We start from the raw sequence: 21,112 nt of genomic DNA on the forward strand, positions 1-21,112 counted from the left end.
GAACTTATAAAGTGAAATTCACATGTGGTCCGTAAGGACAACCATTTTAAAATAGAGCAGGGAGAGATAACGATGATCAGTGATACGATCACAGCGATATCCACGGCTGTTGGGGAAGCGGGCATAGCAGTTATCCGGGTCAGCGGTCCGGATGCAGTATCGGAGACGGAGAAAATTTTCCGTAGTAAAACCCCTTTGACCCAAGCAGCATCTCATACAGTACACTACGGTCATATCATTGAACCTGGCAGTGGGGAGAAGATTGAAGAAGTACTGGTTACGGTAATGCGGGCACCTCGTTCGTTTACGACAGAAGATGTGGTTGAGATTAGTGCTCATGGTGGAGTAGTCTCAGTGAAGCGGGTTCTGGATCTGCTGCTTCAGCTCAATATTCGCCTTGCGGAGCCGGGTGAATTCACAAAGCGTGCTTTCCTTAATGGACGGATCGATCTGTCACAGGCGGAAGGCGTTATGGATCTCATTCGTTCCAAGTCGGATAGAGCATTCTCGGTAGCACTCAAACAAGTGGAGGGAAAGCTCTCCTCCAAACTGCGTGATCTGAGACATACGTTGGTGGAAACGCTGGCTCATATCGAAGTGAACATTGACTATCCCGAGCATGATGTGGAGTCCTTAACTGCGGATTTTATTAAAGAAAAATCCAGTCTGGTCATGACTGAAATTGATAAATTGCTGGTAACGGCAGAACAGGGCAAGATACTACGTGAAGGAATTACGACGGCGATTGTAGGGCGGCCAAACGTAGGAAAATCCTCTTTGCTGAATGCACTCGCTCAGGATAATCGGGCTATTGTAACGGACATTCCGGGAACAACACGTGACGTCATTGAGGAATTTGTAACGATTAACAACATTCCGCTCAAGCTGCTGGATACAGCCGGCATTCGGGAAACGATGGACGTTGTCGAGAAAATCGGGGTAGAACGTTCCCGCTCCGCAGTAGCAGAGGCAGATCTGTTGTTGATGGTCATCAATGCGGCGGAACCATTGCACGAGGATGAGATTGAATTGCTGGAACAAATCCGCGGTAGACAATCAATTATCATTATGAATAAAATGGACTTAGCTCCGCAGGCTGACCGCGACATTTTGCTACGCTACATCCCAGAAGAGCGCCTTGTTCCGATGTCAGTGAAGGATGATCTGGGTGTTGATCGTCTGGAAGATGCCATTACCACCTTGTTCTTCAGCGGTAAGCTGGAATCGGCTGACTTGACGTATGTCAGCAATGTGCGTCATATTGCTTTGCTCAAAAAGGCAAAACAGTCCTTGATTGACGCTTATGAAGCTGCTGAACAGTTCATTCCAATTGACATGATTCAGATTGATGTACGTCTGGCGTGGGAGCACCTTGGTGAGATTGTGGGCGATACGGCACATGATGCATTGATTGACCAGATTTTCTCCCAGTTCTGTCTAGGAAAGTAAAATGAACAAACATACTTCCTGTGAAAAGTAGTATGATAATGAAGTCCATTTCTTGTGAATGGTCAGCATGGCAATGACGTCTGTAGGAATCACAGACTTGATGGCTTGATATAGATCGGAATGTCCCCTGGCTGAATAGGGAGAGCATTCAATTTTTTACAATAGACCGTGGGCATGGGATTCAAACGTGCTGCGGCATAAGGAGGTAAACAAGAATGGCTTTTGATGGCGGCAGCTATGATGTAATTGTCGTTGGTGCGGGACATGCGGGTGTGGAATCGGCACTGGCCGCAGCCCGTATGGGTTCCAAAACACTGATGATTACAATAAATCTGGATATGGTGGCCTTCATGCCTTGTAACCCATCCATTGGGGGACCGGCTAAAGGACATGTTGTGCGCGAAATCGATGCGCTTGGCGGTGAGATGGGACGGAATATCGATAAGACGTTTATTCAGATGAGAATGCTCAACACAGGGAAAGGTCCTGCAGTTCACGCTCTGCGTGCTCAGGCAGACAAGTTCTCTTATCAGCATAAAATGAAAGAAACGATGGAGAATGAGCGCAACCTCACTATGCGTCAAGGTATGGTGGATCACTTGATCGTCGAAGACGGGAAATGTGTGGGGGTAGTGACTCAGACGGGTACAGAGTACCGTGCCCAAGCTGTTGTGCTAACCACAGGCACTTATCTGCGCGGTAAAGTTATTATGGGTGAATTGATGTACGAAAGCGGACCGAACAATCAACAGCCTTCACTCAAATTGTCCGAGCATCTGCGGGAACTTGGATTCGAACTTGTTCGTTTCAAAACAGGTACACCACCTCGTGTGCATAAGGATACAATTGATTTCAGCAAAACGGAAATTCAGCCTGGCGATGATGAGCCGAAGTTCTTTTCGTATGAGACAGAATCTTCTGAAAATGAACAGCTGCCATGTTGGTTGACCTACACTTCGGTTGAAACCCATCAGATCATTAATGATAACCTGCATCGTGCACCGATGTTCTCGGGTGTTATTGAAGGTACGGGACCGCGTTACTGCCCATCCATTGAAGACAAAATTGTTCGTTTCAGCGACAAGCCGAAACATCAGATCTTCCTGGAGCCAGAAGGAAAAAATACATCCGAGTATTATGTACAAGGACTATCTACCAGTCTGCCGGAGGATGTTCAGCTTGCCGTTCTTCGCTCGATTCCCGGAATGGAAAAAGTGGAAATGATGCGTAATGGATATGCCATTGAATACGATGCGATGGTACCTACACAGCTCTGGCCTTCACTTGAAACAAAACGTCTGCCAGGTCTGTTCACGGCCGGACAAATCAATGGGACTTCCGGTTATGAAGAAGCGGCAGGACAGGGGATCATGGCTGGAATTAACGCTGCACGCAAAGTACAAGGCAAAGAGCCTGTTATTTTGGATCGTTCCCAAGGTTATATTGGCGTGTTGATTGATGATCTGGTGACTAAGGGAACAAACGAGCCGTATCGTTTGCTCACATCACGTGCCGAGTATCGTTTGCTGCTTCGTCATGATAATGCAGATCTGCGTTTGACCGAGATTGGTCATGATATTGGTCTGGTTTCAGAAGAGCGTTATGCTAAATTCCTCGACAAAAAAGCCAAAGTGGATGCAGAGGTTGAACGTCTAAAAGCGGCTAAAGCACGCCCTGCGGATGTAAATCCTAAGCTTGAAGAGTTTGGCTCGACTCCAATTCAGGATGGAAGCACACTGCTTACCCTATTGCGTCGTCCGGAAATTACGTATGACTGGGTTGAACAGGTTTCACCTTCTGAGGTAGAACTGACAGCAGATATGAAGGAACAAGTGGAGATTCAAATTAAATATGCGGGATATATTGAGAAACAATTGATCCACGTGGAACGTTTACAAAAGATGGAGAAAAAGAAAATTCCGGATACGATTGAGTACAATGATGTTCATGGTCTGGCTATGGAAGCGAAGCAAAAACTATCCACGATCCGTCCCATTTCAATTGGGCAGGCTTCCCGGATTGCTGGGGTAACTCCTGCGGACATTTCCATTCTGCTCGTCTACTTGGAGCATTATAACCGTGTAACCGCAGCAAGGGGACAATAATGGACGATATTCAACAGCAATTGCAGCTTCGACTGAAAGAGCATGGTTTGGAGCTTGATGAACATCAGCTGGAACAGTTCGAACTGTATTTTCAGGAGCTGGTATCCTGGAATGAAAAGATGAACCTGACAGGCATAACGGAACGGGAACAGGTGTATACGAAGCATTTTTATGACTCAGTATCCCTGGCCTTCTATACGGATATGACCAAAGTGGAAAAGCTTGCGGATATTGGATCTGGAGCAGGCTTTCCTGGCATTCCACTCAAGATCTGCTTCCCGCATATCAAGCTGACCATTATTGATTCGCTGAACAAACGCATTGGCTTTCTGCAGCATGTCGTGGATACACTCGGTCTAACCGAGGTTGAATTAATTCATGGCCGGGCAGAGGAGTTGGGGCGCAAGGAAGGATATCGGGACAGCTACGATCTCGTTACTGCGCGCGCAGTAGCTAAGCTGGCAGTGCTGAATGAATTCTGTTTGCCTTTCGTTCGCAAGGGTGGGATGTTTGCCGCAATGAAAGGCGGAGACCCTCGTGAAGAAATGAAGGAAGCAGAATTTAGCTTCAACCAGCTGAGAGGACGGGTAAAAGCGGTTCATCCATTCCAGCTGCCAGTAGAAGAGTCAGCGCGTCATATCATCTTGATACAGAAGTTTGATAAAACGCCTCACAAATATCCTCGTAAACCGGGGACTCCACTCAAGACACCATTGGTACAGTAAATTAATGTTGGGTAAACCAATATGCTTTGCTTACTTTGGCCGGATTATAAAATTAATACTTGTGCCATATATAAAGTCAGACTAGAAAAATATTGAAGAGGATGTTTCACGTGAAACATCCTTTTTTTATTTTCAGATACATATTACAAAGCGAGTACCATTTCAAAAATAAACAGATGAAAAAAGGAGAAATCGAGGGTAAAACCGCCAAGATGCTCGGATGAAAAGCAGGAAAATTAGGAGGGTTTAAAGAATAGGTTAGAATAGGATTATGATAGAAAAGATGATAGAATAGAAGTAGCCGATCCTGTGTATCAGAGATCATAGATTATATATAAATAGAGTTGGCAAGAAGTATAGACAATTTCATCAGAACGTGATGTAGAAAGCAAAACTTATTCGAAGAACGACAACATATGAGGGGTCGCATATAGAATAGGAAGCACCTGCACTGCTGCGGGAGCTATTACGAAACTAGGTGGTAATATACGGAATGAAAGAACAATTTTCGAAGTTGTTTGGTTTGGCGGAGCGCAATAACGGAGATGAAGTGAAACAAATTCCGGTAGGCGAAATAGTAAGCAGCCCTTATCAACCGCGTACGATTTTTGACGATGATAAAATTGATGAGTTGTTGCAGACAATCAAAACCCATGGAGTCATTCAACCCATTGTTGTCCGTGTGCGGAATGGATCATATGAGATTATTGCCGGGGAACGTCGCTGGCGTGCGGTTCGAAAACTGGGACTAGAGCATATTCCAGCCATTGTGCGCGAATTTAATGACTCTCAAGCCGCTTCCATTGCCTTGATTGAGAACCTGCAGCGTGAAGGGCTCACAGCTATTGAAGAAGCGGTTGCTTATCAAAAGTTGATTGATCTTCACCAATTGACACAAGAGAGTCTTGCACAGCGATTAGGCAAAAGCCAATCAACCATTGCCAATAAAATTCGGTTGTTACAACTCCCGGAAGGAATTAAGACTGCACTGATGGAACGGAAAATATCCGAACGTCATGCAAGAGCTTTGCTTTCACTGGACTCGGAAGAACTGCAAATGAAATTGCTCAGCGAGATTATTGAAAAAGAGCTGAACGTAAAACAAACCGAAGCAAGGGTCGCCTTTTACAAGGAAGCTTCCAAAATCAAAAAGTCCAAACGCATCTCATTTACCAAAGATGTCAGACTCGCACTAAATACCATTCGCCAATCCATTGATATGGTCTCTGGCTCTGGTATGGATATTAAAACAAAAGAAGCCGATCACGAAGATCATTATGAGATCGTCATTCATATTCCTAAACGCAAATAGTTGAAGCTTAAGGCGGCAATGGGCCGCTTTTTCTGTCTATAGAGCTGGTTGAAGTCTGAAGTCTGTATTGAAGAACGTGCTTGAAGAACGGAACGGTAGTTGTTGTTTGTGTGGACGATAGCCACCTGCTTTTAGTTAACTGTATCTCACAACCTACAAGAAAAGACTCCTATTTTATTTGAGGTGAAGTAATTGTCTAAGATTATGGCCGTAGCAAATCAAAAGGGCGGTGTGGGGAAAACGACGACATCTGTTAACTTGGGTGCAGGACTGGCTTCACTCGGGAAAAGGGTACTGCTTGTCGATATTGACCCTCAGGGAAATACGACTAGTGGAGTCGGAATCAACAAAGCAGATGTGGCCAATTGTATATATGATGTCATCATTAATGAAGTACATCCTCAGGAAGCCATTGTGGAAACCCAAATTGAAGGGCTTCATATCATCCCTGCAACGATTCAACTTGCCGGAGCCGAGATTGAGTTGGTATCCACCATATCACGTGAAGTTCGTTTGAAAAAATCACTCGCCATGGTGAAAAAAAACTATGATTACATACTGATCGATTGCCCACCATCTCTTGGCATGTTAACGATCAACTCGTTGACCGCTTCCGACTCGGTGATCATTCCGATCCAGTGTGAGTACTACGCACTTGAAGGGCTGAGCCAACTGCTTAACACGGTTCGCCTCGTGCAGAAACATTTGAATACCTCTCTGCAAATAGAGGGAGTACTGCTCACCATGTTTGATGCCCGTACGAACCTGGGGATCCAGGTGATTGAAGAAGTGAAGAAGTATTTTCAACAAAAAGTGTATCAAACGATTATTCCGCGTAATGTGCGACTTAGTGAAGCCCCTTCACATGGGCAGTCCATTATTACGTATGATCCCCGTTCACGAGGAGCAGAAGTGTATTTAGAGCTCGCAAAGGAAGTGATATCGTATGAGTAAGCGGCTCGGAAAAGGTCTCGATGCCCTCATTCCATCGCTTTCAATAAATGACGATGACAAGGTTGTAGAAATTCCAATTGCCCAGTTGCGGGCAAACCCTTATCAGCCACGGAAGGTATTTGATGAGGATGCGATTCATGAACTGGCAGAATCCATACGTCAACACGGTGTGATACAGCCAATTATCGTACGTACTGTACTGAGAGGTTATGAGATTATTGCCGGGGAACGGCGGTTTAGAGCTTCTCAATATTGCGGTAATGCAACAGTGCCTGCAGTCGTTCGTAATTTTAGTGATCAGCAGGTTATGGAAATCGCGCTGATTGAGAATTTGCAACGTGAAAATCTCAACGCGATGGAAGTGGCTGTAGCCTATCAAGGCCTGATGGATCAGTTCTCGCTGACTCAGGAAGAGTTGTCTGTCAAAGTGGGGAAATCCCGTTCTCACATTGCAAATTTCTTGCGTTTGCTTTCGTTGCCGGATGAAGTGAAAGACCATGTTTCACGTGGAACATTGTCCATGGGTCATGCACGCGCCATAGTCGGTGTGAAGGATCAGGATATGGTGAAACAGCTGGCCAAACAAACCATTGACCAACAATGGAGTGTACGTGAACTGGAAGAAGCGGTACAGCAGCTGGATCGTTCCAAGACGGGTGAAGCCAAGGCCAAATCCAAACTCAAGAAAAAGGATCCATTCATTGATACGGTGGAGGAATCCTTGCGTGAGCGTTTCAAAACAACAGTGAAGATAAAGCACAACAAAGATAAAGGCAAAATCGAGCTCAACTACTACAGCAAACAGGATCTGGAGCGATTGTTGGAACTGCTGCAATAGACAATCCTGTAGATTAACTTACAACACGCGGGGCTTTTTCATCTGATGACATATCGCCTCTGTACGATGGAGAAACGATATGTCATTATTTTTTCTGTAAAGGTGTTGTTTTCTTATTCAGCCCTGGCGTTTACGATTGGTTTTATGGTGGATCGCTCAACGAACAGGACGGAGGGTGGTTGTGAGGTGAAGGAAGTCATTTATCTGGATCATGCTGCGACATCATGGCCTAAGCCGCCTGCTGTTGGTGAAGCCATGCTGCATGCCCTTGATGTCGCCGGAGCTAACCCTGGCAGAGGCAGCCATCGAATGGCTGTTCAAGCAAGCCGTGTGCTTTTTGACACGAGGAAGGTACTATCCAATCTTTTTGGCATCAGTAATGCCAATGATATTGCACTCGGTTCCAATACGACAGAAGCGTTGAATCTTGCAATCCAAGGCTGCTTGCGAAAAGGGGATCATGTCATTGCTACAATGGCGGAGCATAACTCGGTCAGGCGGCCTCTGGAATACATGCGACGGATCCGAAATGTAGAAGTGGATTATGTACCTGTGAATGCAGCAGGTGATATTGATCTGGTTCAACTCGAACGTTTGTTTCGTCCAAACACTAGATTGGTTGTGTGTACACATAGTTCCAACTTGCTTGGCAGCATTTTACCTATTGGCGAAATATCGCTGATTAGCCGTAAATATGGGGCAACATTTCTCGTAGATGCTGCTCAGAGTGCTGGTATTATGCCAGTGGATGTACAGCAGCTAGGTATCGATATGCTGGCCTTTCCAGGACATAAGGGGCTGCTCGGTCCACAGGGAACGGGAGGCCTCTATATCGCTCCGGAACTTGATCTCGAACCGCTTCTTCATGGGGGAACAGGCAGTCAGTCTGAAGCCATTCAGCAGCCGCTTGTTCGTCCAGACCGATATGAGGCTGGAACTCCGAATACCGTAGGAATCGCAGGGCTGGCAGCCGGCGTGAGACATGTGATGGAATTGACTCCTGAAGCAATCTATAAGCATGAGTGGGAACTAACTCAACATATGATGCAAGGGTTATCATCTGTAGCAGGAATTCGGATGCTTGGGCCAGAGCTTGGACAACCACGTACCGGGTTGGTATCCTTTACAGTAGAGGGATATGATTCTGCTCAGCTAGCTTTTCAACTGGACCGGCGTTATGGTATTGCTGTGCGTTCCGGTTTCCACTGTACACCTCTTGCTCATGAATCTGCCGGGACCACCTTGAGCGGAGCGGTCAGAGCCAGTGTAGGATATTCAACAACTAGCCAAGAGATAGATGCTCTAATTCATGCAGTAAACGAACTGACAATACCGCGGTAACTACGACGATTGGTATAAAAGGGCAGCAGAATAGAGAGATATCTATTAAAACTGGAAAATAGTTGATTAGTTACTATAGATAAAGGGTTTATTTATTAGGAGAAGGCCTAACGAATGTACGATTGCTCGTTGGCAAAAATGAACGGACAGGTTGATGAACAAACAAACAGAGGGGTAGTTGCACTACATGGCTGAATTAAACGAGCTGATTCTGGAACAGCTGCTATGGATTATTGGCGGAATGGCATTATTATTGGTGATCTTACTGATTGTAAGTATTGCCCAAGGCGCAAAGTTACGCAAGTTCAAACGGAAATACGAAGCGATGATGGCTGGCAGTGGAGTAGAGGACCTGGAATCGTTGTTGATCAATCTGAAAATTCAGATGGACAGCATTGAGGACGAGCATAACTTGCAGACTAGTCAGATCCAGGAAGTCATGCAAAAACTGACCCGTATCCAGGGTAAAGTGGGTGTAAAACGGTATAATGCCTATGGAGAAAGAGGCAGTGATCTGAGTTTCTCCATGGCCATGATTAACGATAATAACGATGGAATGATCCTCACAGGGATCTATAATCGTGATGGTTCTTATGTGTATGCCAAACCTCTTAAAGGGGGAGAGTCATCTTATACACTATCCCCTGAAGAGAAGGAAGCCATTACTCTGGCACAGCAAGCAGAGTAGAGCGTGTATGCCATTCGCGAATGGCTGAGTAAAGACTGCTCGCGATAATTTCAGACATGCGCATGACAAGACTGAGCCGTGTGTTTTGCAAAACAAAGTATTCCATAAAGCCGCCGACGTTAACGATACCTGTAAGATGGATATCGCCGACCGGCGGTAATTCTTTATTTACACCCGCACCAGGCTTGAGCGGCCCATTGACCACCTGAATACAGCCTACACTGGAGGATTGCCCGAGGCAGGCGTCTATTCCTATTACATAGGGGTTATGGTGTGTATTTTGAATGGTGTTCAGGGTGTCCTGAAGGTTCATTGCATGCACAGGTTCGTCCAATGTACCATAGAGGTGAAATAGGGGGCTGTCCCACTTGGCAAGCGAAGAGCCTACCAGAGGACCAAGACAGTCTCCTGTAGAGCGATCTGTGCCGATGCAGACAATAACGACATTTTGCAGAGAATGGGCCTTATAGAGATGAAACATTAAACGATGTATAATGGCGGAGTGTATGCCTGGGTCGGTATGTGGTATCTTCAAACTGGTCATATCTTGGGATGAATAAGAACGCGAATTGGGATTCATAGGATCTATCCTTTCCCCTTGAGAATGGTAGTAACAGTATATGGAAGGATAGAAGGTTTTATACTTCGCAAGGACAAGCTTTTTCCTAAAGGTTTACACGGAGAGAGAACAACCCATGGATGATGCTTGGAAATCGGAAAGGAGCCGGACATGGACGAGTGGATGGATGATTGGATGCTGATTGCCTTTGATTCTACCCAGCAGGCTTTGCGAGCGGAAATGCTGCTAGAATTTGCCGAGATTGAGATTGATTTATTTCCTACCCCGAAAGAGATTACGGCAGGCTGTGCCCTTTGTATACAGTTTCCAAAAGAAGATCTGGCAAGAGTGCAGCAGATCATTCGCAACGAGTTTGTAGAGATCCGGGGCCTCTATTTCAAAACCGAAGACAGCTATGATAACATACCCATGTAGAGGAGGTCGGAATTGATGCTGCCTTTTAAATTTTTTGCTACAGCTCCTGCTGAACCGGGTGCAGGGGATGATACTAATACCTTAGAAGAAACAGTAAAAAGTGCTGTCAGCTGGACTGATAAGTTATGGAATTCCGTCACCGATGCGGATATGTGGCTAAACATTCTATTCAGCTCGATTCGTATTGTTATTATTTTCATTATCACACGTATTGTAATCAAGATTGTGTACCGCATTATTGATCGCAGCCTGGAACGGAAGCAGGAAGGCAAAGTCCGTGTAAATCCGCGCAGGTTTGTCACGGTAGGTGAATTGCTGAAAAATGCGACCTCCATAACATGTAATTTCATTATGATTCTGTTACTGTTATCAGAGATCAACATACAAGTTGGACCCCTACTGGCCAGTGCAGGTGTGCTTGGACTTGCCATCGGTTTTGGTGCACAGGGTTTAGTGAAGGATGTTATTACGGGTTTCTTCATTATATTGGAGGACCAGTTTGCTGTAGGGGATGTTATTCAGACAGGTACCTACAAAGGAACCGTTGAAGTCATCGGCTTGAGAACAACCAAGCTGGTTAGCTGGCAAGGTGAAGTTCATATTATTCCGAATGGTACGATTGCCAGTGTGACAAACTTCTCCATGTCCAATGCGCTTGCTGTGGTGGATATCCCGATGAAGGGTGATCAAACCTTGGATGAATCTGTTCACTTGGTCAAACAGGCTCTGGTTGGAATTGAAGACCGGGATCTCAATATTTTGAAAGTTCCGGATGTGCTCGGCATTCAATCGATGACCACTTCAGAGTATGTCGTTCGGATCGTTGCAGAGTGTATGCCAAATTCCAGAGCCTCTGTAGAGCGCCAAATTCAGAGTGATGTAAAGAAAACGATGGAGTATCATGAGATGGGTAAGCTCGCAGCATTGGAACAGGCAGCCGGGCAGGAGAAGGATGAAGGGGATGGTACTGGTGGAGCGTAAGAGTTTCCAGCTTGGAGACATTGTACAGATGAAGAAGCAGCATCCCTGTGGAAGTAATGAGATGGAGATTATTCGGATGGGGATGGATATTCGAATCAAATGTGTAGGCTGTAAACACAGTGTACTCATTCCGAGAGCAAAGTTTGAGAAAAACATGAAAAAAGTTCTTCGCTCGGCAGAGGATGCTGCAGAATCTTAAATGCAAGTCTGTGGTCAAATGCATACCGTAATAACGTTTTCATGCATGCGCAGCACAGGTATTGCGTTCTGTATGTGATCATGCTATAATCAGTATTGCTGCGGAAAGGTACCCAAGAGGCCCAAGGGGGCTGACTCGAAATCAGCTAGGCGTGTCATAGCGTGCGTGGGTTCGAATCCCACCCTTTCCGCCACTTACAGCATTTATGCAATGGCATTTCAATGAACTTAGTTATATTGAGTATAATAAAGCGATCAGACCTTCCTCGAGTGGAAGGTTTTTTTATTTATTTTAAACAACAAAAAAGTCTACGACATAAAACAAAAGAGCCCCGAAGGGCTCCTTGTAGGCGATACATCGGTTAGTTAGGAAACAATCGGTCGTAAGATCAGAAACCTGGCGTACTGCTCATGCAATACTCGTGCTCAGACGAAGGGCCTTACACACTACCACTTGCTTCTTAGATTACGTGATGAATCTCCAACATTACACGATCGGCTGCGTTGTCCAACGGAACCACACCTCTCTCGTGTACCGCCTGATTGTATTATGTGCATTATTACGTTTTATATACATGTGTTATTAAATAATAATTTCCTTCTAATGAACACGGGCCTTCGTTAATCTCTTCCACTTCCGGTTTTGGTTGCTCGTTTCAGGAAAGGATTCCCCCTTTTTGAGGGTTATCCGTTTAGGATTTTGTATTTCGGTATGGAAGCTTTTTTCTCCGACTTCCGTGTACTCTCCATCATTCGGTGCTTTGTCACCTTTTTCAAACTCAGTTTGTTCGCCCATGGTAAGACCTCCTCAGATATTTTTCTTATTACTGCATCCATAGTGTCTCCAGAACTCGAATGAACATGTGCCAATACAAACAGGGAACGTTTGCTTGCATTGATGTCTTATTTTTGTTATATTAATATAGTTCGAGTTTGTGCTCGTTCCTTGCTCTCAACCTGGATTGAGGGCCAGAGTCCATAAGGAGGTGAAAATTATGCGCAAATATGAAGTGATGTACATTATTCGTCCTGACGTTGAGCAAGAAGTTGTTCAAGCTACAGTCGATAAATTCCAAGGCATCATCTCCAACGGCGGTGGTGAAGTTACAGCTCACGACGTTATGGGTAAACGCCGTCTTGCGTATGAGATCAAGAAATTCCGTGATGGTGTTTATGTTCTGGTACACTTCACTGCTGAACCAGCAGTAGTTACTGAGCTTGAGCGTCTCATGAAGATTTCTGACGAAGTAATTCGTTATCTCATTACGAACGATGTTAAGTCTGCCTAAGACAACTCGTGATTAACGCACCAATACGCTCTGAAGGAGGGGATTACATTGTTGAACCGTGTCATTCTGATCGGCCGGTTAACCCGGGATCCTGAGTTGCGTTACACTCCAGCAGGAGTAGCAGTTACGCAATTTACTTTGGCGGTGGACAGACCGTTTACAAGCCAAGGGGGAGAGCGGGAAGCGGATTTCATTCCGGTCGTAACCTGGAGACAGCTTGCTGAGACTTGTGCAAACTATTTGCGCAAAGGACGCCTAGCTGCAGTCGAAGGACGCATTCAAGTACGGAACTACGAGAATAACGAAGGTAAACGTGTATACGTGACCGAAGTCATTGCCGATAATGTCCGTTTCTTGGAGTCAGGTAACCGTGATAATAACGGTGGCGGCGGTGGGCAACCGATGCGTGAAGAGCCTTCTTATGGAGGCGGCGGGCGCGCGAACAATAACAATAATTCGCGTAGCAACAATCAGGATCCTTTTTCCGATGACGGAAAACCGATTGATATATCGGATGATGATTTGCCATTTTAACGTGAACCGACACTCTAGAGTGGATGGTTTAACGATAGGAAAGGACTGAAAAGCATGAGCTTCAAGCAAAGAGAAGGCGGAGACAACGATAAAAGACCGGCTCGCCGTGGCGGCCGTAACAAACGTCGTAAAGTGTGCTTCTTCACAGCTAACAAAATTACTCACATCGATTATAAAGATACGGACTTGCTTCGTAAATTTATCAGCGAACGTGGAAAAATTTTGCCACGCCGTGTAACAGGTACTAGCGCTAAATATCAACGCATGCTGACGATCGCGATCAAACGCTCCCGTCAAATCGCATTGCTGCCATACACAACTGAGTAGTCTTACTCAGCTTGCATACGAAGCAGCCGGCTTATAGCCGGCTGCTTTTTTGTGTTGTAAAACGAACGCGAACCTGAGCGAAATGATCGTGGAGAAGTAATTGAAATGCAAATCATTTATAATAGAATAGATTATGATTTGAGAAAGTGATGAGTTAACGCCGTATTCCATTTATAACAGATCAAAACATCAGGAGTGCATATGAAGAAAATCAAGAAAAAAGAGCAGCGGAAGCAAAAGAAAAGTTTGCGTTTTTGGCTAATAGCTACGCTGCTAATTTCCGTTTTATACGTGTGGCTACAACAGAAAGAAGATACTTACGAAATTTGGCCAGATTATACGAGAGAAGCTGCACCCATTACAGGTCTCCATCCCGTCGTGGCAGAGAGTGAGCAGTTACTGGTACGCAAAGCAGCCCGGCGTGGTATAGATGTCGTTATCACCCATGGTTATCGAAGTATAGAAGAGCAGAATGAGCTGTTTAATCAAGGCCGCGCCACGACTGGGAATATAGTTACGAATGCCAGGGGCGGGGAGTCATATCATAATTATGGACTGGCTATTGATTTTGCACTTCAGACACCAGATGGTGATGTAGTATGGGATATGGAGCGTGATGATAACGGCAATGGACAAGCAGACTGGATGGAAATTGTCGATATGGCCAAGGAGTTAGGATTTACATGGGGAGGCGACTGGGCTAACTTTCCGGATTATCCTCATCTGCAGATGGATTTTGGCTTAAGCATCAATGAGTTGAAGCGTGGCAAACGCCCGCCGGAATCACCATAAAGAGTATAATTAAAATACAATATATTGTATAAATATCGGAAAAGCCTTGCATTTTGCAGGGCTTTTTTCATTCTTTTGTAAAAAAAATGATAAAAGATTACAATTAGTCCTTTACAGCAGCAAATAAATAAAACTATACTAGAATAACTAGAATTTTAACACAGACTTAATGAATAGCATAAAAATAATCGCATAGGCATAAATTTGCTAAAAAGACAGCTGACATAGAAGAAACAAATTAAATCGAATATTTACCACAAACCTAACATATATATTCTAAAATTAAATTGACTCGACATGTAAGTACGTAATATACGTAAGGTGCATGTTATATATTTAGTATTCTCATTCTCCTACTTCAGAACCTCACGCGAAAAAAGTCGAAATAATATCGAAAACCCCTTGATAAAGCACCTTAAAAATATAACTAATACCCAAAACTATGATATAAAAAACATTTATACCAAAAATCTCAAAATACTTATTGACGTCACCTAAATTTACACGTATGATTACATTAATTATTTTCCTATATAATTCCGCTAGGATTTATCAGCATTAATTGACCAATGGTCTAAATAGCAATATCGAAACTCGTTTCTCCTAAAGGATTAGTATTTTGTATAAACTTTTGTTCGTCTTCTTCAAGAACATGGAAATATACAGTGGATGCATTCTTATATATATGAATACAGTCTGCGGAAATTTTGGGGTTAGGGTGATTGATTTGAACACAGAGCTATTGGAAGTCAGAAATCTAACTACATCATTCAGAATTGAAGATGACTATTATGCAGCAGTTGATCACGTTAACCTTACGGTTAAGAAAAACGAAGTACTAGCGATTGTTGGAGAATCAGGATCAGGCAAAAGTGCGTTTGCATTTTCAATTATGGGTCTTCACAACAAAGCCAAAATTGATGGTCAGATTCTATACAAAGGGCAGGATATCGCGAATATCAATCCTAACAAAATGAACAAACTTCGCGGAAAAGAGATAGGGATGATCTTTCAGGACCCCCTTTCCGCATTAAATCCTCTGATGATTATTGGTGACCAGATCGATGAGATTCTGACACTTCATCAACCTAAGCTATCTTCAAAAGAGAAGAAAGATAAGGTCATTGATCTGCTTAACCAAGTGGGCATCCCACGCCCCGAACAAATTTACAAGCAGTATCCTCACGAACTATCTGGTGGTATGAGACAGCGGGTTGTTATAGCGATTGCAATCGCCAATAAACCGGAATTGCTGATCGCTGATGAGCCAACAACAGCACTTGACGTTACGATTCAACTGCAAATTCTTGAACTTATACGTGAGTTGAAGAACGAAATTCACGCCGGCATCATCTTAATTACGCATGATCTTGGAGTGGTCGCCGAGATGGCGGATCGTGTGGCAGTTATGTACGCAGGTGAGATTGTTGAAATTGCTGATATCTACACGCTAATGACCAATGCGAAGCATCCATACACAAGATCTCTATTAAACTCTATTCCTACCATTACTGAAGAAAAATCGAAGCTGCATGTCATTCAAGGCATTGTACCTTCTTTAAAGAATCTTCCTCGCTACGGGTGTCGATTCAAGGCCCGAATTCCATGGATTAGTGATTCGGCCCATGAAGATAACCCACAGATGCATGAAATTGCTCCAGGTCACTTTGTACGCTGCACCTGTTACCAGCACTTTCATTTCCCTGATCAAGCTGAGGAGGAATAACATAATGGCACTACTCGAAGTTGAAGGACTCAAAATACACTTTCCGATTCGCGGTGGATTGATCAAACGTGAAATTGGAAGTATCAAGGCAGTTGATGATGTGAGCTTCTCCATTGAGCAGGGACAGACTTACGGACTCGTTGGTGAGTCAGGCTCAGGCAAAACGACGACAGGGAGAGCCGTCATCGGACTCAACCATGTAACAGCCGGAAGAATTCTTTTTAACGGCAAGGACCTTACCAAAGAGCGCCGTAAGGACAGACAACTCCAGCGAGACGTGCAAATGATCTTTCAAGATCCCTATTCTTCACTGAATCCCAAGAAGAGGGTTATCGATATTATTGCTGAACCTTTGCGCAACTATGAGCGACTTACAGCTACGGAAGAGAAGAGACAAGTCAGGGATTTGCTAGAGAAAGTAGGTCTAAGTCCGGAGTCAGTCTATAAGTATCCTCATGAATTTTCCGGAGGACAGCGGCAGCGGATCGGAATTGCCCGGGCAATTGCACTGAAGCCGAAACTAATCATTGCAGATGAGCCCGTATCCGCTCTGGATGTATCCGTACAGGCACAAGTGCTTAATTTCATGCAGGAGATTCAAAAAGAGTTAAATCTGACCTATCTGTTCATCAGTCACGACCTCGGAATTATAAGACATATGTGTGATCAGATTGGAATTATGTATAAAGGTCGCTACGTAGAGCAAGGAACGACCGATGATATTTTTGAGAATCCACAGCATATCTATACCAAGCGTCTCATAGCAGCTATTCCGGATATGGATCCAACCAAACGTGACGAGATGAATGCTTTCCGTCAGCAGGTTAAATCCGAGTATGAGAATTCATACCGAAACTTCTTTGATGAGGAAGGGCTTGCTTACTCGCTCAAATCCATTTCCAATACTCACCGAGTAGCTCTACCTCAGAAAGGTTGAAGGCCATATGTGGAATATAATACTACGAAGAATCATGATTATGATCCCTCAGATCTTTTTGCTTAGTCTCTTGGTATTCTTGATGGCCAAGGCGATGCCAGGCGATGCACTAACAGGCTTGCTTGACCCAAGCATAGATCCTAAGGCTCTGGATGAACAAAGAGAACGACTTGGACTCAACAATCCATGGTATATACAGTATTGGGACTGGATCAGAAATGCAGCACAAGGCGACTTCGGGCAATCTTTCCGATTTAAAATGCCAGTTATGGACTTGATTGGTCAACGAATCTCAAATACATTCTGGTTGGCTTTTGCAACGCTTGTGTTCACATACTTGATCGCGATTCCACTCGGTATTATCAGTGGTCGTTACAATGATACATGGTCTGACCGTTTAATTACGGGTTACACCTATTTAGGTTTCGCAGCACCTTTATTTATTTTTGCACTCGTTATGTTATGGATTTTTGGGTTCCACTTTGGGCTATTCCCAACTGGAGGCAGCGTAGCACCTGGACTTACACCAGGAACATTTAGTTACGTTGCAAGCAAGTTCTATCATCTGTTATTACCGGCCTTATCCATGGCGTTGATCGCTACAGTATCCACGGTTCAATACTTGCGTAGTGAAATTATCGATATTAAGCACAAGGAATTTGTTCTCACTGCGAGGGCCAAGGGCGCCTCGGAATCACGAGTTTACAACAGGCATATTCTAAGAAACTCTCTACTTCCGATTGCCGCATTCTTTGGTTATGAGATCACTGGACTTATCGGAGGTACCATTATCATTGAGGGTATATTCAGTTATCCGGGCATGGGTCAGCTGTTTCTTAACTCAATCTCTCTTCGGGATTTCAGTGTTGTGACTGCGCTTGTCCTGATATTTGGTATCGCCACAATTCTGGGCTCGCTGTTATCTGACATTATTCTTGGATTGGTAGATCCACGTATACGGATCAAGTAAGAACTTGAAGATTTCGGGGTGAATAAGATGAGCAACGCGAATGATGTCGTTATAACTTCACAGAAGATAGATAAAAGCCCCTCTAGCTTGAGTATCTTATGGAGGGAGCTAGTCCGGGATAAAGTGGCGCTAATTTCGCTCATATTTTTAGGATTAGTTTTATTACTAGTCTACGGAACTGCTTTGGTTCTGGATCAGGACGAAATTGTTAAAGTAGATCTATTTGCCTTGTATGAGCCGCCTTCCGCACAGTATTGGTTAGGAACAGATTACGGCGGGCGAGATGTATTCGGACAATTAGTCATAGGTACTCGGAACTCATTATCCATTGCCATTCTTGTTACGGTAATGACAGGTTTTTTGGGAATCGTGATTGGTTTATTGTCCGGTTACTTCGGAGGATTGATTGATAATATATTCATGCGTGTAGTGGATTTCTTCATGGTTCTTCCGTTCATGATGATCGTTATCGCGTTTGTTACAGCAGTACCCAAATATAATATTACTTCGTTCTCACTAATCATGACTGCTTTCCTATGGATGGGAATTGCCAGATTGATTCGGTCTAAGGCGTTACAGGAGCGCGAACTAGAATATGTAAAGGCATCAAAAACGTTGGGTTCTTCCCATCTCAAAATCATGCTTTCACAGGTTTTACCTAATCTGAGCTCCATCATCATCGTAACGATGACATTGAACCTCGCTGCCAATATTGGCCTTGAATCCGGGTTGTCTTTCTTGGGATTTGGATTCCCTGAGAGTACACCTAGTCTTGGGACACTCGTAAGTTATGCACGTAATCCGCAAACCCTGGAAACCAGATGGTGGATATGGCTACCTGCGTCAGTACTTATTCTGGTATTGATGTTGAGTATAAATAATGTCGGTCAAGCCCTTAAGCGTGCGACTGATGCAAGACAAAGAAGAGGTTAAAAAGGGAGGAAAGGTTCATGAAAAAGAGATTTTTTTCACGGGGACTATTTTTCACGATGATGTTGGTCTTCGTACTGGCGCTTGCGGCGTGCTCGGAGAAAGAGGCAGCAACACCAACGCCTTCTTCGAACACAGGGGAGACGAAGACAGAGGAGAAGCCTGCTAACGAAGAAGGCGTATACTCCATCGAGGATTTTAACAATGTTAAAACCAACGAGGGCACTGCCATTGAAGGTGGATCACTTACATTCGGCCTAGTATCTGATACTGCTTTTGAAGGTACATTAAACTACAATTTTTATTCCGGGAATCCGGATGCACAAGTTTTGCAATGGTTTGATGAAGGTTTGCTGACTTGGGATAAAGACTATGTATATACCAATGATGGTGCAGCAACATATGAAACATCCGAAGATGGAAAAACGTTCACACTGACCATTCGTGATAATGTAAACTGGCATGATGGTAAGCCGGTAACAGCAGAAGACTTGCAATTTGCTTATGAAGTAATTGGTAACAAGGCCTATGATGGTCCTCGTTACGATTCCAACTTCACAAGTGTAGTAGGTATGGATGAATACCATGCTGGAACAGCAAAAACGATCTCCGGTATCAAAGTGCTGAGCGACAAACAAATCAGCATCACATACAAACAATCTACACCGTCTCTACTGACAGGTGGCGTATGGACATATCCGCTGGCTAAACATATCTTCGGTGGTATGGATGTAGCAAAAATGTCCTCTTCCAAAGAAGTGCGTGAAACTCCAATCGGTTTTGGTCCATTTAAAGTGGAAACAATCACACCAGGTGAGTCCGTAACATACGTAAAAAATGAAGATTACTGGCGAGGAGCTCCAAAACTGGATAAAGTGACTCTGAAAGTTATCAACCCAACAACGGTTGTCCAAGAATTAAAATCTGGCGGGGTAGACCTCGTGGATGCATTCCCTACAGATCAATATAAAGACAATGCAGATATGTCCAACGTGGAATTCTTGGGTGCAATCGACCGTGCTTATACGTACATCGGTTTCAAACTGGGTACATGGGATGAAGAAAACGGAAAAGTTGTAACGAATCCTGATGCAAAAATGGCTGACAAAAACTTGCGTAAAGCCATGTGGATGGCTGTAGACAACGACCAAGTCGGTAAACGTTTCTACAACGGTCTGCGTTGGAACGCAACTACATTGATTCCACCGTCTCACCCAGAATTCCATGATTCCAGCAATCCTGGCGTTACGTACGATCCAGAAGCAGCTAAGAAATTGCTGGACGAAGCTGGTTACAAACTTGATGGTGAATTCCGTACAAAACCCGATGGAACTCCACTTGAAATTAACTTTGCTTCCATGACAGGTAGTGATATTGCTGAACCACTAGCGCGTTATTACGTTCAATCTTGGGCAGCAATTGGTTTAAAAGTAAATTTGGAAATGGTTGAATTTAACAGTTTTTATGATCGTGTAGGTAATAATGGTAAAGATGATCCTAACCTTGACGTGTATCAAGCAGCATGGACAGTAGGGATTGATGTAGATCCTGCCGGATTGTACGGTCGAGATGCCCTATACAACTTCTCCAGATTCTCTAGCGAGGAGAATGACAGACTGCTTGCACAAGGTATCTCAGCTGAGGCATTCGATGTAGACAAACGTAAAGAGATTTATAATGAATGGCAACAATATATGGTTGATGAAGTACCTGTCTTCCCTACTTTATATCGTGCTTCAATAGTACCTGTTAACAAACGTGTTATGAACTTTGCGATTGGGGATGGCACAGGTTTATATCTGAGCGATTTAGCCGTCAATGCAGACAAACCAATTGTAGCCGAGTAGCTTGCCAAAGTAGCGACTTTAAGGATTGGGGTCCTTAACGAGGCCGTTTACTAGGATTTAAGAGTTCCCACTGCAAAATCAACATAGATTCTTTACACTCTGGTAGAAGGTGTATAGAATCTATGTTTTTTCATTTTAAGAACACATTTATTTTTTACTTTTTTTAAGATAAAGT

22 protein-coding genes and 1 tRNA gene are annotated in these 21,112 nt (G+C 44.1%); 21 read left to right on the forward strand and 2 right to left on the reverse strand.

All coding sequences use genetic code 11. The annotated features are described in order from the left end of the window. Nucleotides 1-72: 72 nt before the first annotated feature. From mnmE to ABIC22_RS09790, 8 genes are all read left to right on the forward strand, one after another. Nucleotides 73-1,449: a tRNA uridine-5-carboxymethylaminomethyl(34) synthesis GTPase MnmE gene (gene mnmE, locus ABIC22_RS09755; RefSeq protein ID WP_354480450.1), complete on the forward strand. Its 1,377-nt coding sequence runs from the start codon at nt 73-75 to the stop codon at nt 1,447-1,449. Between the two features lie 215 nt (nt 1,450-1,664). After that, nucleotides 1,665-3,554 carry a tRNA uridine-5-carboxymethylaminomethyl(34) synthesis enzyme MnmG gene (mnmG, locus tag ABIC22_RS09760; RefSeq protein WP_354480453.1) on the forward strand — a complete coding sequence of 630 codons (1,890 nt, stop codon included), beginning with the start codon at nt 1,665-1,667 and terminating at the stop codon, nt 3,552-3,554. Next, the gene (gene rsmG / locus ABIC22_RS09765; protein WP_354480456.1) at nt 3,554-4,279 is read left to right on the forward strand and encodes a 16S rRNA (guanine(527)-N(7))-methyltransferase RsmG; all 726 of its coding nucleotides are present in this window, start codon (nt 3,554-3,556) and stop codon (nt 4,277-4,279) included. The genes mnmG and rsmG overlap by 1 nt, the downstream gene beginning before the upstream one ends. A gap of 493 nt (nt 4,280-4,772) precedes the next feature. Continuing rightward, nucleotides 4,773-5,591 (forward strand): nucleoid occlusion protein, encoded by an 819-nt coding sequence (gene noc, locus ABIC22_RS09770; protein WP_095293507.1) that lies wholly within the window; start codon nt 4,773-4,775, stop codon nt 5,589-5,591. A gap of 192 nt (nt 5,592-5,783) precedes the next feature. After that, nucleotides 5,784-6,545 carry a ParA family protein gene (locus tag ABIC22_RS09775; RefSeq protein ID WP_095293506.1) on the forward strand — a complete coding sequence of 254 codons (762 nt, stop codon included), beginning with the start codon at nt 5,784-5,786 and terminating at the stop codon, nt 6,543-6,545. Then, complete coding sequence (locus ABIC22_RS09780; protein WP_095362185.1) at nt 6,538-7,383, forward strand: ParB/RepB/Spo0J family partition protein; 846 nt, start codon at nt 6,538-6,540, stop codon at nt 7,381-7,383. Before ABIC22_RS09775 ends, ABIC22_RS09780 begins: the two co-directional genes overlap by 8 nt. Before the next feature lie 144 nt (nt 7,384-7,527). Continuing rightward, nucleotides 7,528-8,724 carry an aminotransferase class V-fold PLP-dependent enzyme gene (locus ABIC22_RS09785; protein ID WP_483312583.1) on the forward strand — a complete coding sequence of 399 codons (1,197 nt, stop codon included), beginning with the start codon at nt 7,528-7,530 and terminating at the stop codon, nt 8,722-8,724. 187 nt (nt 8,725-8,911) lie between these two features. After that, nucleotides 8,912-9,412 carry a DUF4446 family protein gene (locus ABIC22_RS09790; RefSeq protein WP_127537610.1) on the forward strand — a complete coding sequence of 167 codons (501 nt, stop codon included), beginning with the start codon at nt 8,912-8,914 and terminating at the stop codon, nt 9,410-9,412. On the opposite strand, the gene yyaC is transcribed toward ABIC22_RS09790, so the two are convergent. Beyond that, nucleotides 9,387-9,992: a spore protease YyaC gene (gene yyaC / locus ABIC22_RS09795; RefSeq protein WP_095362187.1), complete on the reverse strand. Its 606-nt coding sequence runs from the start codon at nt 9,990-9,992 to the stop codon at nt 9,387-9,389. The two genes, ABIC22_RS09790 and yyaC, sit on opposite strands and share 26 nt — an antisense overlap. Nucleotides 9,993-10,154: 162 nt before the next feature. Here yyaC and ABIC22_RS09800 point away from each other — a divergent pair, with 162 nt between their 5' ends. The 4 genes from ABIC22_RS09800 (at nt 10,155) to ABIC22_RS09815 (ending at nt 11,779) form a co-directional block, all read left to right on the forward strand. Further along, on the forward strand, nt 10,155-10,406 hold the full coding sequence (locus ABIC22_RS09800) for a putative Se/S carrier protein (RefSeq protein ID WP_095293526.1): 252 nt from the start codon (nt 10,155-10,157) through the stop codon (nt 10,404-10,406). Nucleotides 10,407-10,421: 15 nt separating this feature from the next. Beyond that, nucleotides 10,422-11,387 carry a mechanosensitive ion channel family protein gene (locus tag ABIC22_RS09805; RefSeq protein WP_354480461.1) on the forward strand — a complete coding sequence of 322 codons (966 nt, stop codon included), beginning with the start codon at nt 10,422-10,424 and terminating at the stop codon, nt 11,385-11,387. After that, nucleotides 11,377-11,586: a DUF951 domain-containing protein gene (locus tag ABIC22_RS09810; protein ID WP_095362223.1), complete on the forward strand. Its 210-nt coding sequence runs from the start codon at nt 11,377-11,379 to the stop codon at nt 11,584-11,586. Before ABIC22_RS09805 ends, ABIC22_RS09810 begins: the two co-directional genes overlap by 11 nt. A 102-nt stretch (nt 11,587-11,688) precedes the next feature. After that, a tRNA-Ser gene (locus tag ABIC22_RS09815) sits at nt 11,689-11,779 on the forward strand. 407 nt (nt 11,780-12,186) lie between these two features. On the opposite strand, the gene ABIC22_RS09820 is transcribed toward ABIC22_RS09815, so the two are convergent. After that, entirely contained in the window at nt 12,187-12,381 is a 195-nt protein-coding gene (locus ABIC22_RS09820) for a YjzC family protein (protein WP_095362189.1), read from the reverse strand. A 199-nt stretch (nt 12,382-12,580) separates the two neighbouring features. Between ABIC22_RS09820 and rpsF the strand changes: the two genes are divergently transcribed. From rpsF to ABIC22_RS09865, 9 genes are all read left to right on the forward strand, one after another. Continuing rightward, nucleotides 12,581-12,874: a 30S ribosomal protein S6 gene (rpsF, locus tag ABIC22_RS09825; protein WP_024629534.1), complete on the forward strand. Its 294-nt coding sequence runs from the start codon at nt 12,581-12,583 to the stop codon at nt 12,872-12,874. Nucleotides 12,875-12,922: 48 nt separating this feature from the next. Next, nucleotides 12,923-13,408, forward strand: coding sequence for a single-stranded DNA-binding protein (gene ssb, locus ABIC22_RS09830; RefSeq protein ID WP_095293499.1), 486 nt, complete (start codon nt 12,923-12,925; stop codon nt 13,406-13,408). Between the two features lie 54 nt (nt 13,409-13,462). Then, the gene (rpsR, locus tag ABIC22_RS09835; RefSeq protein ID WP_062327715.1) at nt 13,463-13,735 is read left to right on the forward strand and encodes a 30S ribosomal protein S18; all 273 of its coding nucleotides are present in this window, start codon (nt 13,463-13,465) and stop codon (nt 13,733-13,735) included. Nucleotides 13,736-13,936: 201 nt separating this feature from the next. Next, nucleotides 13,937-14,527, forward strand: coding sequence for a M15 family metallopeptidase (locus tag ABIC22_RS09840; protein WP_354480468.1), 591 nt, complete (start codon nt 13,937-13,939; stop codon nt 14,525-14,527). A 727-nt stretch (nt 14,528-15,254) separates the two neighbouring features. Next, nucleotides 15,255-16,253: an ABC transporter ATP-binding protein gene (locus ABIC22_RS09845; RefSeq protein WP_354480471.1), complete on the forward strand. Its 999-nt coding sequence runs from the start codon at nt 15,255-15,257 to the stop codon at nt 16,251-16,253. Nucleotides 16,254-16,257: 4 nt separating this feature from the next. After that, complete coding sequence (locus tag ABIC22_RS09850) at nt 16,258-17,190, forward strand: ABC transporter ATP-binding protein (RefSeq protein WP_354480473.1); 933 nt, start codon at nt 16,258-16,260, stop codon at nt 17,188-17,190. Nucleotides 17,191-17,197: 7 nt separating this feature from the next. Next, entirely contained in the window at nt 17,198-18,160 is a 963-nt protein-coding gene (gene opp4B / locus ABIC22_RS09855) for an oligopeptide ABC transporter permease (RefSeq protein WP_153980492.1), read from the forward strand. A gap of 27 nt (nt 18,161-18,187) precedes the next feature. Then, nucleotides 18,188-19,093: an ABC transporter permease gene (locus tag ABIC22_RS09860; protein WP_354480476.1), complete on the forward strand. Its 906-nt coding sequence runs from the start codon at nt 18,188-18,190 to the stop codon at nt 19,091-19,093. Between the two features lie 17 nt (nt 19,094-19,110). Beyond that, on the forward strand, nt 19,111-20,937 hold the full coding sequence (locus ABIC22_RS09865) for an oligopeptide ABC transporter substrate-binding protein (RefSeq protein ID WP_354480479.1): 1,827 nt from the start codon (nt 19,111-19,113) through the stop codon (nt 20,935-20,937). The last annotated feature ends 175 nt before the right edge of the window (nt 20,938-21,112 follow it).

It is taken from the genome of Paenibacillus sp. PvP094 (assembly GCF_040546835.1).
GTDB classification, from domain to species: Bacteria; Bacillota; Bacilli; order Paenibacillales; family Paenibacillaceae; genus Paenibacillus; species Paenibacillus illinoisensis.